Below are 17,171 nucleotides of genomic sequence, written 5' to 3' on the forward strand. Positions count from 1 at the left end.
GCCCGCTGCGGGCTGCTGCGTCATCGCGATCCCTCGTGTTCGGTCGGCGGCCGGTCGACGTCCGGGTCTCGGCGTCCGGTCCGCAACGGGATGATTCCTCCCCCACCATCGTCTGGCAAGGGCTTGCAGAGTCTTGCACAAGTGTCCGAGAGGCCGCCTGCCCGCGTGAAATCAGGGCCGTAGGGCCTGTCCCGACAGATCACGAAGTGGTAACTCGCCTGCCGCCTTGCACTTTTTTTCTGCAAGGTCTTTCGCGGAGCTTGCAACGCTGTTACGTTCTCGGTCGCCCGGCGGCGGCAACGGCGCGGTCGGCAAGTCGGCAGGGCGGCGGACGGGACCGTTCCCTGTTCACGGGCTTAACCCTCAAGGAGAACTCATGCGGCGTGGCATAGCGGCCACCGCACTGGTGGCGTCCCTCGCTCTCGCGGCGACGGCGTGCGGCGGGAGCGACAACGGCGGCAAGGCCGACGGTCCGGTGACCATCACCTGGTGGGACACCTCCAACGCCACCAACGAGGCACCGACGTACCAGGCCCTCGTCAAGCAGTTCGAAGCGGCCAACAAGGACATCAAGGTCAAGTACGTCAACGTCCAGTTCGACCAGGCGCAGAACAAGTTCGACACGGCCGCCGGCTCCAAGGGCGCCCCGGACGTGCTGCGCTCCGAGGTCGGCTGGACCCCGGCCTTCGCCAAGAAGGGCTACTTCGTGCCGCTGGACGGCACCGAGGCCCTCGCCGACCAGGACAAGTTCCAGCCCAGCCTGATCAAGCAGGCCCAGTACGAGGGCAAGACCTACGGCGTCCCGCTGGTCACCGACACCCTGGCCCTCGTCTACAACAAGGCCCTGTTCAAGAAGGCCGGCATCACCGAGGCCCCCAAGACCTGGGACGAGCTGAAGTCCGCCGCCGCCAAGATCAAGGACAAGACGGGCGTCGACGGCTACTGGGGCTCCACCCAGGCCTACTACGCCCAGAACTTCCTCTACGGCGAGGGCGCCGACACCGTCGACGCCGACGCCAAGAAGATCACCGTGAACTCGGCGCCCGCGAAGAAGGCCTACGGCACCTGGCTCGGCATGTTCGACGGCAAGGGCCTGCACAAGGCCGACACCACCGCCGACGCCTACGCCCACATCCAGGACGCGTTCGTCGGCGGCAAGGTCGCCGCGATCGTCCAGGGCCCCTGGGAGATCACGAACTTCTACAAGGGCTCCGCCTTCACGGACAAGTCCAACCTGGGCATCGCCACCGTCCCGGCCGGCTCCACCGGCAAGGCGGGCGCCCCGACCGGCGGCCACAACCTCTCCGTCTACGCCGGCTCGGACAAGGCCCACCAGGACGCGGCCCTGAAGTTCGTGCGCTGGATGACCTCGGCGAAGACCCAGGAGGCCATCGCCCTGAAGAACTCCACGCTGCCCACCCGCGACGACGCCTACACCGCGGAGGTCAAGGCCGACCCCGGCATCGCCGGCTACCAGGGCGTCCTGCCCGCCGCCCAGCCGCGCCCGGCGCTGCCCGAGTACAGCTCCCTGTGGGGCCCGCTCGAAACCGAGCTGGCCAAGGTCGCCGCCGGCAAGGAGTCCCTGGACAAGGGCCTGGGCAACGCCGAGCTCGCGATCTCCAAGCTGCTCCCCGACTTCGGCAAGTGAGCCCGCGTGGCCGTCGGAGTCCTCCCACGACGGGGAGGACTCCGACGGCCACCGGCCTGTGCCCGGCCCAACTCCCCGATCTTGCAAAAGGTGTCGAACCATGACAGTCGCCATCGACCGCGCGACCGGCAGGCGCCGCGGTGACCGCGCGCCTCGGCCCGGGCTGGGACAGCGCCTGAGGAACGGATTCCAGAAGCACTGGTACGCCTACGCGATGATCGCGCCGGTGGTGCTCGTGCTCGGCGGCATCGTGGGCTACCCCCTGGTGCGTGGCTTCTACCTGACCCTCACCGACGCCAACAGCCTGAACTCGGCGCGCACCATCGGCGTCAACCACATCGAGGCCACCTACAAGTTCATCGGGCTGGACAACTACCAGGACATCCTGTTCGGCCCGACCTCGTACGACCGGTTCTGGTCGCACTTCCTGTGGACCGTCTTCTGGACGGCCGCCTGCGTGTTCCTGCACTACACCATCGGCCTCGGCCTCGCGCTCATGCTCAACCAGAAGCTGCGCGGCCGCACCTTCTACCGGCTGCTGCTGGTCCTGCCCTGGGCCGTGCCGGCCTTCGTCACGGTCTTCTCCTGGCGGATCATGCTCGCCGACTCCGGTGTGCTCAACCAGGTGCTCGGCAGCCTGCACCTGCCCCAGCCGCAGTGGCTCGAGGACACCTTCTGGCAGCGGTTCGCCGCGATCATGGTCAACACCTGGTGCGGGGTGCCGTTCATGATGCTCTCGCTGCTCGGCGGCCTCCAGTCCATCGACTCCACGCTCTACGAGGCCGCGGAGATGGACGGCGCGAGCGCCTGGCAGCGGTTCCGGCACGTCACCCTGCCGGGCCTGCGCTCGGTCAGCTCCACCGTGGTGCTGCTCGGCGTGATCTGGACCTTCAACCAGTTCGCCATCATCTTCCTGCTGTTCGGCCCCACCAGCGCGCCCGACGCCCAGATCCTCGTCACCTGGGCCTACTACCTGGGCTTCGGACAGCAGCCGCGCGACTTCGCCCAGTCAGCCGCGTACGGCGTACTGCTGCTGTCGATCCTCACCGTCTTCACCTCCTTCTACTTCCGCTGGCTGAAGCGCAATGACCAGCTCGCCGTCTGACGCCGCAGGAGCCGCCCCCATGAGCACCACGACCCTCGAAAAGACACCGGCCGGGCCGGCCCCCGCCCCGGCGACCCCGCGCCGGACCCCCCGGCGGGGCGAGCGCGGCCGGCTCGGCGGCGCCCTGCTGCACGGCGGCCTCACCGTGGCGAGCCTCATCGCGCTGGCGCCGGTGGCCTGGCTGTTCTTCCTGTCCCTCGGCCCGGACAAGGACGACTACCTGCACCCCGGCAAGATCGTCGGCAAGCTGACCTTCTCCAACTACGCCTTCGTGCTCCAGCACACGGCCTTCTTCGACTGGTTCCGGTCCACGATGATCGTGGCCCTCGGCACCACCCTGATCGGCGTCTTCGTCGCCGCCACCACCGGCTACGCGGTCTCCCGCATGCGGTTCCCCGGCTACAAGCAGCTGATGTGGGTGCTGCTTCTCACCCAGGCCTTCCCGATCGCCATCCTGATCGTGCCGATGTACGAGATCTTCAGCCGGTTCGGTCTCATCGACACCTACTGGGCCCTGATCGTCATCAACTGCACCACGGCCGTGCCCTACAGCGCCTGGCTGCTCAAGGGATACTTCGACACCATCCCCTTCGAGATCGACGAGGCCGGACGCGTGGACGGGCTCAGCCCCTTCGGCACCTTCGTACGGCTGATCCTGCCGCTGGCCCGCCCGGGACTGGCCGTCGCGGCCTTCTACAACTTCATCACCGCCGTCGGCGAGGTCGCGTTCGCGACCACCTTCATGCTGGACGACTCCAAGTACACCTTCGCGGTCGGTCTGCAGAGCTTCGTCAGCGAGCACGACGCCCAGTGGAACTACATGGCCGCCACCGCGGTGTTGATCGCCGTTCCGGTGTCGGTCTTCTTCTACCTTGTCCAGAAAAACCTCGTCACCGGTCTCACCGCGGGCGGCACCAAGGGCTGACCCCCACCCACGGTCGACGGCTCCCGCGCACCTGCCCGCGCGGGCGGCGGCCGCGGTGCCCTCCCCCAGGCTCTTCGGGCAGGGACCCCCGGACCCCGCTGTCACCGCGCCCGCCTCGTCACCCGGACGCCGTCTCCCGCACCCACGACAAGCAATCGCCTGACAAGCAATCACACCCCCGAGCTCTCGCCTTCGCCCGAGTAGGGGAACCCGACGCACCAAGGACGCCATGAGCAAGCAGCACTTCCCGGCCGAATCCCCCCTCTCCGAAGCGGCTGCCGCCACCGTCGCCCCGCGTCGCGACTGGTGGCGGGACGCGGTGATCTACCAGGTCTATCCGCGCAGCTTCGCCGACGGCGACGGCGACGGCATGGGCGACCTGGAGGGCGTACGCTCCCGCCTGCCGTACCTGCGCGACCTCGGTGTGGACGCCGTCTGGCTCAGCCCGTTCTACGCCTCCCCGCAGGCCGACGCCGGCTACGACGTCGCCGACTACCGTGCCGTCGACCCCATGTTCGGCAACCTGCTGGACGCCGACGCGATGATCCGCGACGCCCACGCGCTGGGCCTGAGGGTCATCGTCGACATCGTGCCCAACCACTCCTCCGACCAGCACGAATGGTTCAAGCGCGCGCTCGTGGAGGGCCCCGGCTCCGCCCTGCGCGACCGCTACCACTTCCGCCCCGGCAAGGGCGCGAACGGCGAACTCCCGCCCAACGACTGGGAGTCCATCTTCGGCGGCCCCGCCTGGACCAGGGTCACCGAGCCGGACGGCACCCCCGGCGAGTGGTACCTGCACCTGTTCGCGCCCGAGCAGCCCGACTTCGACTGGGACCACCCGGCCGTCGGCGACGAGTTCCGCTCCATCCTGCGGTTCTGGCTCGACATGGGCGTCGACGGCTTCCGCATCGACGTGGCGCACGGCCTGGTCAAGGCCGAGGGCCTGCCCGACCTCGGCACCCACGACCAGCTGAAGCTGCTGGGCAACGATGTCATGCCGTTCTTCGACCAGGACGGCGTGCACGCGATCTACCGGCAGTGGCGGCACATCCTCGACGAATACCCGGGCGACCGGATCTTCGTCGCGGAGGCGTGGACCCCGACCGTCGAACGCACCGCGAACTACGTGCGCCCCGACGAACTGCACCAGGCGTTCAACTTCCAGTACCTGAGCACCGCGTGGGACGCCGACGAGCTCCGCGAGGTCATCGACCGCACCCTTGAGTCGATGCGCCCGGTGGGTGCCCCGGCCACCTGGGTGCTGTCGAACCACGACGTCACCCGGCACGCCACCCGCTTCGCCAACCCGCCCGGCCTCGGCACCCAGATCCGCAGCGCCGGCGACCGCGATCTCGGCCTGCGCCGGGCCCGCGCGGCCACGCTGCTGATGCTGGCGCTGCCCGGTTCGGCCTACGTCTACCAGGGTGAGGAGCTGGGCCTGCCGGACGTCGTGGACCTGCCGGACGAGGTGCGCCAGGATCCGGCGTACTTCCGGGGCGAGGGCCAGGACGGGTTCCGCGACGGATGCCGGGTGCCGATCCCGTGGACCCGCGAGGGCTCCTCCTACGGATTCGGCGGCGGTGGCAGCTGGCTCCCGCAGCCCGCGCACTGGGGCCGGCTGAGCGTGGCGGCCCAGCAGGGCGTGCCGGGCTCCACCCTGGAGCTGTACCGCTCGGCCCTCGCCGCCCGCCGCGCCCACCCCGACCTGGGCGCCGGCGACGCGGTGGAGTGGCTGCGCGCGCCCGAGGGCGTCCTCGCCTTCCGGCGCGGCGAGTTCGTCTGCGTGGCGAACACGACCGGCGAGTCGGTGACCACTCCGGCGTACGGCCGGGTGCTGCTCACGAGCGGCGAGGTGACGGAGGCGGACGGCGAGGCGAAGGTCCCGTCCGACACGACGGTGTGGTGGACCACGGCCTGACCCGACAGGTCACGGTTTCACATCAACTCCCCACGGCCCGCTGCCCGTTGAGGCAGCGGGCCTTCTACCATCCGGGGTCATCGACTTGCTGAACCTTTCAGCAAGGTCCTTCAACGAAGAAGGAACCCCCACATGACCATCCGCAGCCCCCTTTCATGCGCGGCCGCCCTCGCCGTGGCCGCCTCGGTGGCCCTCGCGGCCCCCGCCGCCGCCTCCCCGCCCGGCACCAAGGACGTCACCGCGGTCCTCTTCGAGTGGAACTACGCCTCGGTCGCCAAGGAGTGCGCGAACACCCTCGGCCCGGCCGGCTACGGCTACGTCCAGGTCTCCCCGCCCGCCGAGCACATCCAGGGCTCGCAGTGGTGGACGTCGTACCAGCCGGTGAGCTACAGGATCGCCGGCCGGCTCGGCGATCGTGCCGCGTTCCAGAACATGGTCAACACCTGCCACGCGGCGGGCGTGAAGGTCGTCGTCGACACCGTCATCAACCACATGTCGGCAGGCAGCGGCACCGGCACCGGCGGTTCCTCGTACACGAAGTACGACTACCCGGGCCTGTACTCGGTCTACGACTTCGACGACTGCATGGCCCCGATCACCAACTACCAGGACCGCTGGAACGTCCAGCACTGCGAACTGGTGGGCCTCGCCGACCTCGACACCGGCGAGGAGTACGTCCGCAAGACCATCGCCGGCTACATGAACGACCTGCTCTCCCTCGGGGTCGACGGCTTCCGCGTCGACGCGGCCAAGCACATGGACACGGCCGACCTCGCCAACATCAAGTCCCGCCTGACGAACCGCTCCGCCTACTGGAAGCAGGAGGTCATCCACGGCGCCGGCGAGGCGGTCCAGCCGGGCGAGTACACGGGCAACGGCGACGTCCAGGAGTTCCGCTACGCCTACGACCTCAAGCGGGTCTTCACCCACGAGAAGCTCGCGTACCTCAAGAACTACGGCGAGGGCTGGGGCTATCTGAGCAACTCGGTGGCCGGCGTGTTCGTCGACAACCACGACACCGAGCGCAACGGCTCGACCCTCAACTACAAGAACGGCGCCAACTACACGCTGGCCAACGTCTTCATGCTGGCCTGGCCCTACGGCGCCCCCGACATCAACTCCGCCTACGAGTGGTCCGACGCGGACGCCGGTCCCCCCAACGGCGGCAAGGTCAACGCCTGCTGGCAGGACGGCTGGAAGTGCCAGCACGCCTGGCCGGAGATCAAGTCCATGGTCGCCTTCCGCAACGCCACCCGCGGCCAGTCGGTGACGAACTGGTGGGACAACGGCAACAACGCCATCGCCTTCGGCCGGGGCACCAAGGGCTTCGTGGCCGTCAACCACGAGACGGGCACCCTGACCCGCACCTACCAGACGTCCCTCCCGGCGGGCACGTACTGCAACGTGCAGAACAACACGACGGTGACGGTGAACGGCTCCGGCCAGTTCACCGCGACACTCGGCTCCAACACGGCACTGGCCCTCTACTCGGGCAAGCCGAGTTGCTGACGACCCGGAGCCTGCTCCTGCGGCCGGTCGAGCCGGACGACGTACCGGCTCACGCCGCCTGTGGACCGACCCGCTGGTGCGCCGCCATCTCGGCGGGCCGGTCCCCCCGGAGACGGTCGCCGCCCGCGAGCGGGGCTGCGTGGGCGCCCCGGGCTACCCACGCGAGGCGTCGGCCCTTGCCGGGGTGGGGGCCTTGGTGAAAAGAATTGCTGTGACTTGCAGATGTCTTGCTGTAATCCTTGCGCAGGCGATACGGTCGCGCCCACGCCCGGCGTCGTCGATGCCGGGGCGAGGGGCCGCAATCAAGTGAGCCGTACCGCCAAGGAGTTCACCCCGTGATACCGAGATGGCCGGCGCCCTCGCGGCGCCGCACCCCGTCAGGCGGACGCGTCGCCGCCGTCACCGCGGCCGCGCTCGCCGCGGCGCTCGTCCCACCGCTCACGGCGCAGGCGGCCGGGAAGCCGCCCGCGCCGCCCTCGGACGCGAAGCTCGCCGCCGAGCCGGCGCGGCACGACGCGACCCGGGAGCAGTTCTACTTCGTCCTGCCGGACCGTTTCGCCAACGGGGACACGTCCAACGACCGGGGCGGGCTGACCGGTTCACGGCTCGCCACCGGCTACGACCCCACCGACAAGGGCTTCTACCAGGGCGGCGACCTCAAGGGCCTGACGAACCGGCTCGACTACGTCAAGGGCCTGGGCACCACGGCCATCTGGCTGGCGCCGATCTTCAAGAACCAGCCCGTGCAGGGGACCGGCAAGGACGCGTCGGCCGGCTACCACGGCTACTGGATCACCGACTTCACCCAGGTCGACCCGCACTTCGGCACCAACAAGGACCTCGAAACCCTCATCTCCAAGGCGCACGCCAAGGGCATGAAGGTCTTCTTCGACGTCATCACGAACCACACCGCCGACGTCATCGACTACGAGGGCGGCTCCCACGAGTACCTGTCCAAGGGCGCCTTCCCGTACCTGACCAAGGACGGCCGGCCCTTCGACGACGCCGACTACGCGGACGGCACGAAGAAGTTCCCCGAGGCGGACGCCTCGTCCTTCCCGCGCACACCGGTCGTCCCGGTCGCCAAGAAGAACGCCAAGGTCCCGTCCTGGCTCAACGACCCGGCGATGTACCACAACCGCGGCGACTCCACCTACGCCGGCGAGAACTCCACCTACGGCGACTTCTCCGGCCTCGACGACCTGTGGACCGAGCGCCCCGAGGTCGTCAGGGGCATGGAGAAGATCTACCAGCGCTGGGTGAAGGACTTCGGTGTCGACGGCTTCCGCATCGACACCGTCAAGCACGTCGACATGGAGTTCTGGACCCAGTGGGCCACGGCGCTCGACGCGTACGCCGCCGCCCACGGCCGCAAGGACTTCTTCATGTTCGGCGAGGTCTACTCCGCCGACACCTCCGTGAACGCCCCGTACGTCACCGAGGGCCGCCTCGACGCCACGCTCGACTTCCCGTTCCAGGACGCGGCCCGCGCCTACGCCTCCCAGGGCGGCAGCGCGAAGAGGCTCGCGGGCGTCTTCGGCGACGACTACAAGTACACGACCGACAAGGCCAACGCCTACGAGCAGGTCACCTTCCTCGGCAACCACGACATGGGCCGCATCGGGTACTTCCTGAAGCAGGACGACCCGAAGGCGACCGACTCCGAGATCCTGCGCAAGGACAAGCTCGCCAACGAGCTGATGTTCCTCAGCCGCGGCAACCCCGTCGTCTACTACGGCGACGAACAGGGCTTCACCGGCTCCGGCGGCGACAAGGACGCCCGCCAGACCATGTTCGCCTCCCGGGTCGCCGACTACCTCGACGACGACCGGATCGGCACCGACCGCGGCCACGAGAGCGACGCCTACGACACCACCGCGCCGCTCTACCGGCAGATCGCCGACCTGGCGAAGCTCCGCAAGGACAACCCTGCCCTCACGGACGGCGTCCAGACCGAGCGCTACGCCGCGGACGGGCCCGGTGTCTACGCCTTCACCCGCACCGACGCCCGGACCGGGGCCGAGTACGTCGTCGCCTTCAACAACGCGGGCGAGGCGAGGACGGCCACGTTCGCCACCGGCTCCGCGCGGATGATGTACCGAGGGATCCACGGCACCGGGGCGGCCGTGACCTCCGACGCCGACCGCAGGGTCACCGTCACCGTCCCGGCCGGATCCGCCGTCGTCCTCAAGGCCGCGGGCACCCTCGACCGGCCCGCCACCAAGCCCGCCGTCACCCTCACACCCCCCGCCGCGGGCGCCACCGGCACCGTCGAGCTGAGCGCCGACGTCACCGGTGGGCAGCTCAACCGGGTCGTCTTCGCCGCACAGACCGGGAACGGCCCCTGGAAGGTGCTCGGCTCCGCCGACCACGCCCCGTACCGGGTCACCCAGACCCTGGCCCGGACCGTCCCGGCCGGCACCGCCCTGCGCTACAAGGCGGTCGTCGTCGACTCGGCGGGCCGCACGGCGAGCGCGACCGCGGACTCCACCAGCGGCACCCCGCCGGCCCCCGAGATCCCCACCGCCTCCTCCCGCGAGTACGCGGTCGTCCACTACAAGCGCGCCGACGGCGACTACGCCAACTGGGGCCTGTACACCTGGGGCGACCTCGCCGACGGCGAGGCGACCGCCTGGCCGAACAGCCACCCCTTCACCGGCCGGGACGCCTACGGAGCCTTCGCCTACGTCAAGCTGAAGCCGGGCGCCTCCGACGTCGGCTTCCTGGTCATCGACAAGGACGGGAACAAGGACGTCTCCGCCGACCGGTCCATCGACGTCACCAGGACGGGTGAGGTCTGGATCGAGCAGGGCAAGGAGGACGTGCGGACCGCCCGCCCCGACTATCCGGCGCAGGACCCGGCCAAGGCCGTCCTCCACTACCACCGGGCCGACGGGAACTACGACGGCTGGGGCCTGCACGTCTGGACCGGCGCCGCCAATCCCACCGACTGGTCGAAACCCCTCCAGCCGGTCAAGACTGACTCCTATGGCGCGGTCTTCGAGGTACCGCTCACCGACGGTGCCACCAGTCTCAGCTACATCATCCACAAGGGCGACGAGAAGGACCTGCCCGCCGACCAGTCCCTGGACCTCAAGGCGGCCAACGGCCACGAGGTGTGGCTGATGAGCGGCCAGGACAAGCCCCTGCTGCCGCAGCCCACCGGCGGCGCGGGCGCCCTCGACCTCACCACCTCCAAGGCGGTCTGGATCGACCGGGACACGGTGGCCCTCAAGGGCGTGGAGGGTGCCGCCTCCACCCAGCTCGTCTACTCCCACGACGGCTCGATCACCGTCCAGAACGGGACGCTGACCAGCGACGACGAGCGCTGGCTGCGGCTTGCCAGGACCACGCTCACCGACACCCAGAAGGCGAAGTTCCCGCATCTGAAGGACTACACCGCCTGGTCCGTCGACTCGCGCGACCGCGCCCGCGTCCGCGAGGCCCTGCGCGGCCAGGTCGCCGCCTCCCAGCGGGGGGCGAACGGGGCCGTGCTCGCCGCGACCGGAGTCCAGCTCGCGGGCGTGCTCGACGACGTGTACGGCCCCTCGGCCGTCAAGGCACAGCTCGGCCCCGTCTTCCACCAGGGCAGGCCCACGCTGAGCGTGTGGGCGCCGACCGCGCGGAGCGTGGCCCTGGAGCTGGACGGCAAGTCGGTCGCCATGTACCGCGACGACACGACCGGCGTCTGGTCCGTGACGGGCCCGGCGTCGTGGAAGAACAAGCCCTACCGGTACGTCGTGACGGTATGGGCGCCCACCGTCCGGAAGGTGGTCACCAACAAGGTCACCGACCCGTACTCGGTCGCCCTCACCGCGAACTCCGAGCGCAGCCTCGTCGTCGACCTGGACGACCGGGCGCTGGCCCCGAGCGGCTGGTCGCGCCTGGCCAAGCCCAAGGCCGTACCCCTGCGCGACGCCCAGATCCAGGAGCTGCACATCCGGGACTTCTCCGTCGCGGACGGGACGGTCCCGGCCCGGGACAAGGGCACCTACCTGGCCTTCACGGACAAGAACAGCGACGGCTCCCGGCACCTGCGGGAGCTGGCGAAGGCGGGCACGTCGTACGTGCACCTGCTGCCCGCCTTCGACATCGCCACCATTCCCGAGAAGAAGGCCGACCAGGCGACCCCGGACTGCGACCTGGCCTCCTACCCGGCCGACTCCGAGCGGCAGCAGGCGTGCGTGGCGGCGACCGCCGCGCAGGACGCCTACAACTGGGGCTACGACCCCTACCACTACACGGTCCCCGAGGGCTCCTACGCCACCGACCCGGACGGCACGGCCCGTACCGTCGAGTTCCGGCAGATGGTCAAGGCGCTCAACCAGGACGGGCTGCGCGTCGTCATGGACGTCGTCTACAACCACACGGCCGCCGCCGGCCAGGCGGACACCTCCGTGCTCGACAGGACCGTGCCCGGCTACTACCAGCGGCTCCTCGCCGACGGGACGGTGGCCAACAGCACCTGCTGCGCGAACACCGCGCCCGAGAACGCCATGATGGGCAAGCTGGTCGTGGACTCGGTCGTCACCTGGGCCAGGCAGTACAAGGTCGACGGCTTCCGCTTCGACCTCATGGGCCACCATCCCAAGGCCAACATGCTCGCCGTCCGCAAGGCGCTCGACGCGCTCACGCTCGAGAAGGACGGCGTGGACGGCAGGAACATCATCCTGTACGGAGAGGGCTGGAACTTCGGCGAGGTCGCCGACGACGCGCGGTTCGTCCAGGCCACGCAGCGGAACATGGCGGGCACGGGCATCGCGACCTTTTCCGACCGGGCCCGTGACGCGGTCCGCGGCGGCGGCCCCTTCGACGACGACCCGGGCGTCCAGGGCTTCGCCTCCGGCCTCTACACCGACCCCAACTCCTCCCCGGGCAACGGCAGCAGGGCCGAGCAGAAGGCCCGCCTGCTGCACTACCAGGACCTGATCAAGGTCGGCCTGAGCGGCAACCTCGCCGCGTACCGCTTCACCGACACCGGCGGGAAGGAGGTCACCGGAGCCGAGGTCGACTACAACGGCGCGCCCGCCGGATACGCGGACGCCCCCGGCGACGCCCTCGCCTACGCCGACGCGCACGACAACGAGTCGCTGTTCGACGCCCTCGCCTACAAACTGCCGTCCGCCACGAGCGCGGACGACCGGGCCCGGATGGAGGTCCTGGCGATGGCGACGGCCGCGCTGTCCCAGGGGCCGGCGCTGTCCCAGGCCGGGACCGACCTGTTGCGCTCGAAGTCCCTCGACCGCAACTCCTACGACAGCGGCGACTGGTTCAACGCCATCCACTGGAACTGCGCCGACGGCAACGGCTTCGGCCGCGGGCTGCCCATGGCGGCCGACAACCAGGACAAGTGGCCGTACGCCAAGCCGCTGCTCACCTCCGTCGCGGTGGGCTGCCCGCAGATCCAGGGGGCCTCGGCCGCGTACCGGGACCTGCTGCGTATCCGCACCACGGAGCGGGCCTTCTCCCTGGGCACGGCCGCGGAGGTGCAGCGGAAGCTGTCCTTCCCGCTGTCGGGCGGCGACGAGGCGCCCGGCGTGATCACCATGAGGCTCGGTGACCTCGTCGTGGTGTTCAACGCCACGCCCGAACGGCAGCGGCAGCGTGTCACAGAGCTCGCGGGGACCGGCTACCGGCTGCACCCGGTGCAGACGTCGGGCGCCGATCCGGTGGTGAAGACCTCGTCGTACGAGAGGGCGACCGGGACGTTCACGGTCCCGGCGCGTACGGTCGCGGTGTTCAGGAACTAGCGCGGGTCCCCGGTCGACCCGGAACAGGAGTGCTCATGCCGCAGATCACCGTCGACTACTCCGAGCGGCTGGCCGACGCCTTCGACCGGCGTGCCTTCGCGCGGGAGCTGCACGCCCGCACGGTCGAGATCGCGGCCGCCAAGCCTCCGGCGTGCAAGACGCAGTTCCGCCGGAGCGAGGACACCGTCGTCGGTCCGGACACCGAGGGGCACGCGATCGTGCACGTCACCATCGGCCTGCTGGCCGGCCGCACCGACGAGACCAAGGCACGCCTGACGGAGGCGGTCCTGGAGGCGCTGCGGCAGCATGTGAAGCCGGTCGACGGCCTGGCGCTGCACGCCTCGGCCGAGGTCCGCGACCTCGACGCCTCGTACCGGAAGTTCGACGCCTAGTGCTGTGACCGGAAAGGTTTGCCGGGAAGCGGCGTCAGGAGGCGAGAGCGACGAGCCGGCCGATCAGGTCCACGAAGGGGCCCTCGGCCGGCTCGTCCTTGAAGACCCGGCGCATGAGCGCGCCCATCTCCTCGTCGTGGGCGGCGCTGACCGCGACGAGCGCGCCGAAGTCGTGCACCAGCTGGAGTTCCAGCTCGGCGCGCGGGATGCGCCGGCCGTCCAGCCAGATCAGCGCCGTCGACTCCGCGAGCGAGATCCACGAGCGGACGACCAGCTCCAGCCGCGCGGGCGGCTCCTCGACCCCCAGGTGGGAAAGGATCTGGTCATAGGCGGCCTGCCGGACGGAGTCGATGAGCGCGTTCGTCGTCGACGAGCCCACGGCCGGTCCGCCGCGCATCAGCGCCGAGAAGCCGGGTCCGTGCTCGTCAACGAAGTCGAAGTACCGGCGCATCACCCGCAGCAGCCGCGCCCCCAGCGGGCCCTCGCGCGGCTCCGCGAACCGGCCCGCCAGATCGTCCGAGGCGCGCTTCAACGCGGCCTCGTACAGGCTGAGTTTGCCCGGGAAGTAGTGGTAGACCAGCGGGCGCGAGATGCCCGCCGCCGACGCTATCTCGTCGATGGAGACCTCGTCGGGCGAGCGGCGGCTGAACAGTTCGAGGGCGACGCCGATCAACTGCTGCCGTCGTTCCTCGACTCCCATCCTGCGGCGAACCCCGGTAGTCATGCGAACACCTTACCGATCGATTCCAGCCCCGAACGGACCGGAGAGGACCGACCGGGGTGTTCGACCTCGGGGCGTCACACCCTCCCACGCCGGCCGGTCACTTCTGGCGCAGCGCGTCCACGGACCTGCCGTCGTCCAGCTTCCCCTTCAGGTCGGCCTGGGCGCCCTGCCGGGTCCGTACGGCGAGCAAGTGGCCCTGGGAGGAGGCGCTGACCCCGCCTGTGGCGCTGATCGAGGCGGTGTCCCGGCCGCCGGCGGCGAGCAGGTACCAGGTGCCCGCCTCCGACTTCCACAGCACCCCGGCCAGAACGTGCGGATCGCGGGCGCCGCACTCGGGCACGTTCTCTGCCTTGGCCGCGACTGCCGCGTACTTCCCGCCGGGGGTGTGGAATTGGGCGAGCACGCGGGGCCCGTCGCCCCGCCAGGTCTCGGCCCGGGTGCACACCCACGCGGCCGTGCCGGTCGCGTCGGGCAGCGGCTGCTCGGCGTACTGCCAGGCGTTGACCGACCGGACGCCCTGTGCGCGCACGGAAGCCAGTGAGCAGGCCAGCGGCGCCCAGGCACGCAGCCCCGCCGCACCGGACGCCTCCTGCGGGGCGTCCGGGCGGCCCGTGGTGAGGCGGGCGGGGGTCAACTCGCCGAGGTCGGCCAGGACATGCGTGCCGGGTTCGCCGGTCAGCTGGAGCACGTTCCACGAGGTGCAGGCGCCGGTCTGCTGGACCGGGCTGGCCAGCGGCCCGGTGACCCCGTCCGTGATGCCGAGGTCCATCGCCCCGGCGTCCGGCTTGAGCAGGTCCCGCTCGGCCGCCGCCTTCACCCAGGGCGCCGTCAGATAGCGGACGTTGCCGTCGGAGCGGCTGAGCACCACCGCGCTCGCCTCCGCACCGGCGGCGCCGTCGACCCGGGCGAAGTCGAGGGCGGCCCCGGCCGCGGAGTCCTTCGGCTCGGCGTAGCGGGCGATGCGCAGACCGTCGTGGAAGAGCACCACGCGCGCGTTGTCGACGTCGCCGGCGTAGAGCAGTTGCGGCGGTCCGGCGGGGCCGCCCGTGGCGGTGCCGGGGGTGGCCGAGACCCGTACGGACCCGCCCGGGCGGGCCCAGACGGCGAGGGCGCGGCGCAGCAGGGCCGTGTCGCCGGCCCGGTCGCCGCGGGCCGCCCATACGGAGAGGTCCAGCCGCGCGGAGGTCCGCCAGGCGGTGGGGGCGGCCCTGGTCAGCCTGCCCGGGACCAGGGCGGCCTCGGCGGACGGGTTCTGCGCGTAGGCGGGCGCGGCGGCGCCGTCGGGGCCCCAGCCGCCGCCCGGCAGGGCGAACAGCGCCCCGCACACGGCGAGGGCCGCCGCCGCGGCGAGCGCGGCCTTGGCGTGCTGCCTGCGCCGCTTCAGGTCGGTGGGCCGGGCCTGCAACGAGCAGGGGTCGAACTCGGGGGAGTCGAGGAGCGCGTACTGGGCGGGCAGGCGGTCGGCCTGGCGGAGCGCTGCGACCGGGTCGGTCACGCCCGCGGCCTTCAGTACGTCCCGGACGGCGTGGTCCGGGAGCCTTTCCAGGCCGCGCAGGACGTAGGCGGCACGGGCCGGCCCGGACAGGGTCGCCAGCTTCTGGTCCAGGGCGAGTTCGTCGGCGCCGCCGGTGTGTGGGAACAGGCGCAGGCCCCACACCAGGGGCATCATCGGCGGCAGTTGGGCGCGTCCGGACCGGATCCGGCGCCTGAGCGGGCGGCCCGCCCCCAGGGCCGTGCGGATCACCTGGAGGCGGACGAAGGCGTAGCCCGGGTCGGACTCGCGGCCGGCCGACTGGGCCGGGATCACGGACGCCGAGGACCGGCCCCGCGGCAGCGCGCGCTGTGCCAGTGCGTGCGCGGTCAGCACGCGGCGGCCCCGCCCGAGCCCGGGCGGCAGCACCAGATAGGCGAGCCGGACCAGACGCGGATAGTGCTCGACGAGTGCGGCCTCGGCCCGCTCGGCATCGACGACCGGCCCGGGGGAGGACTTGTGGCGCGGGGCGACATGCTGTGACTGCACGTCCAGGCAAACGAGCGAGCCGGTCCTTGGTCACATCGCCGCCCAGCGTTCTCAGCTCTCCGGTTCGACCAGCAGCCGGGCGTAGTTCGCCATCGAGCGCTGGTAGCGGGGCAGATGGGGCGCGAGGGCGCCGAGGACGAGGGACAGACCCTCGCGGTCACGGCCCAGACTGGACAGGCACAGGGCCAGACACGCCCGGACAGCGTCGTCCAACTCGTCGGAGGGTCCGTCCAGTTCGGGCGTGAGCAGCTTGACGCCCTCCTCCGGATGGCCGATGTTCCGCAGCGAGCTGGCCAGTTGGATCCTGGTCCGGCGGCCCCGGTAGCCGCTCAGCCCGCGCGCCAGTGCCTCCCGGTAGAGCGGCACCGCGCGGTCCGAGTGGCCGGTGGAGTCCCAGGCGCAGGCCTGCTCGAACGGGCCGAGCGGGCTGCCGTCGGGCAGTTCGGCGACGAGCGCGTCGATCCGCGCCCGGAACGCGGGCGCCTCGTCCTCGGAGTAGTCGTCGAAGCGGGCCCAGGCGGCGGCCACGCGGTCTTCCCAGTCCTGGTTCACCGGCTCACGCTCGCACGCGTGTGCAGGTGGCGTCCACCCGATTGAGCGCTGTGTGCGCCGGAGCCGTATCGGAGGGCGGCCCCTGCCGGGGCCCGGTGCGGCATGCTTGTGGCTCGTGCCGCCGGGAACGGAGTGCCGGAAGCGACCGGAGGAACAGATGAGGGTGACCCGACCGATGCTCGCGGTGGCCGGTGCCGCGGCGGCACTGGTACTGACGGGGTGCGGCTCCGGTGACGGGGAGGCGGCGAAGGTGCCGCCGACGGCGACCGGCAGCCTGGAGAGCCTGGCCGCCGAGGTGAAGTGCGAGCCGGACATGCAGACCGACGCCGACACCATCCGGCAGGCGATCTGCACCAACTCCGCCGGCAAGTTCGTCCTCGCCACCTTCGCCACCGACCGCGGCCAGCGGGAGTGGATCGACGACGCGAAGGACTACGGCGGCTCCTACCTCGTCGGTCGCAAGTGGGTCGCCGTCGGCGACAGCGGCGTGGTCACCGCGCTGCGCTCCACCCTCGGCGGTGACGTGGAGACCGGCACCGACCACAGCGCCCACGGCGGCTGAGCCACCGCCCCCCAACTCACGAGCCAACGGGTACACGGCGAAGGCCGGCGGCGGGATTTCCCGCCG

At 70.9% G+C, this 17,171-nt stretch carries 11 protein-coding genes; 8 read left to right on the top strand and 3 right to left on the bottom strand.

What is annotated here, in order from left to right:
* The first annotated feature begins 376 nt into the window (after positions 1 to 376).
* From ABZ818_RS01955 to ABZ818_RS01985, 7 genes are all read left to right on the top strand, one after another.
* Positions 377 to 1,648 carry an extracellular solute-binding protein gene (locus ABZ818_RS01955; protein ID WP_361409252.1) on the top strand — a complete coding sequence of 424 codons (1,272 nt, stop codon included), beginning with the start codon at positions 377 to 379 and terminating at the stop codon, positions 1,646 to 1,648.
* Between the two features lie 100 nt (positions 1,649 to 1,748).
* Entirely contained in the window at positions 1,749 to 2,753 is a 1,005-nt protein-coding gene (locus ABZ818_RS01960; RefSeq protein WP_361409255.1) for a sugar ABC transporter permease, read from the top strand.
* Between the two features lie 19 nt (positions 2,754 to 2,772).
* On the top strand, positions 2,773 to 3,678 hold the full coding sequence (locus tag ABZ818_RS01965) for an ABC transporter permease subunit (protein WP_361409257.1): 906 nt from the start codon (positions 2,773 to 2,775) through the stop codon (positions 3,676 to 3,678).
* Between the two features lie 229 nt (positions 3,679 to 3,907).
* The gene (locus ABZ818_RS01970) at positions 3,908 to 5,596 is read left to right on the top strand and encodes a glycoside hydrolase family 13 protein (protein ID WP_361409260.1); all 1,689 of its coding nucleotides are present in this window, start codon (positions 3,908 to 3,910) and stop codon (positions 5,594 to 5,596) included.
* 132 nt (positions 5,597 to 5,728) lie between these two features.
* A complete protein-coding gene (locus ABZ818_RS01975) occupies positions 5,729 to 7,105 on the top strand; it encodes an alpha-amylase family protein (RefSeq protein WP_361409263.1) in 1,377 nt (458 codons plus the stop codon).
* Between the two features lie 335 nt (positions 7,106 to 7,440).
* Positions 7,441 to 12,855: a pullulanase-type alpha-1,6-glucosidase gene (pulA, locus tag ABZ818_RS01980; RefSeq protein ID WP_361409266.1), complete on the top strand. Its 5,415-nt coding sequence runs from the start codon at positions 7,441 to 7,443 to the stop codon at positions 12,853 to 12,855.
* Positions 12,856 to 12,890: 35 nt separating this feature from the next.
* Positions 12,891 to 13,247, top strand: coding sequence for a 5-carboxymethyl-2-hydroxymuconate Delta-isomerase (locus ABZ818_RS01985; protein ID WP_361409269.1), 357 nt, complete (start codon positions 12,891 to 12,893; stop codon positions 13,245 to 13,247).
* A gap of 34 nt (positions 13,248 to 13,281) precedes the next feature.
* Here the strand turns inward: ABZ818_RS01985 and ABZ818_RS01990 are convergent, their stop codons facing one another.
* From ABZ818_RS01990 to ABZ818_RS02000, 3 genes are all read right to left on the bottom strand, one after another.
* Positions 13,282 to 13,971 (bottom strand): TetR/AcrR family transcriptional regulator, encoded by a 690-nt coding sequence (locus ABZ818_RS01990; protein WP_361409272.1) that lies wholly within the window; start codon positions 13,969 to 13,971, stop codon positions 13,282 to 13,284.
* A gap of 97 nt (positions 13,972 to 14,068) precedes the next feature.
* Positions 14,069 to 15,991 carry a hypothetical protein gene (locus tag ABZ818_RS01995; RefSeq protein WP_361409275.1) on the bottom strand — a complete coding sequence of 641 codons (1,923 nt, stop codon included), beginning with the start codon at positions 15,989 to 15,991 and terminating at the stop codon, positions 14,069 to 14,071.
* A 51-nt stretch (positions 15,992 to 16,042) separates the two neighbouring features.
* Entirely contained in the window at positions 16,043 to 16,543 is a 501-nt protein-coding gene (locus ABZ818_RS02000) for a tetratricopeptide repeat protein (protein ID WP_361409278.1), read from the bottom strand.
* Positions 16,544 to 16,700: 157 nt separating this feature from the next.
* On the opposite strand from ABZ818_RS02000, the gene ABZ818_RS02005 reads away from it, so the two are divergent.
* Positions 16,701 to 17,105, top strand: a complete 405-nt coding sequence (locus ABZ818_RS02005; RefSeq protein ID WP_361409281.1) for a hypothetical protein — start codon at positions 16,701 to 16,703, stop codon at positions 17,103 to 17,105.
* Positions 17,106 to 17,171: the final 66 nt, after the last annotated feature.

The sequence above is a fragment of the Streptomyces sp. NPDC047453 genome, from assembly GCF_040643155.1.
GTDB lineage: Bacteria > Actinomycetota > Actinomycetes > Streptomycetales > Streptomycetaceae > Streptomyces.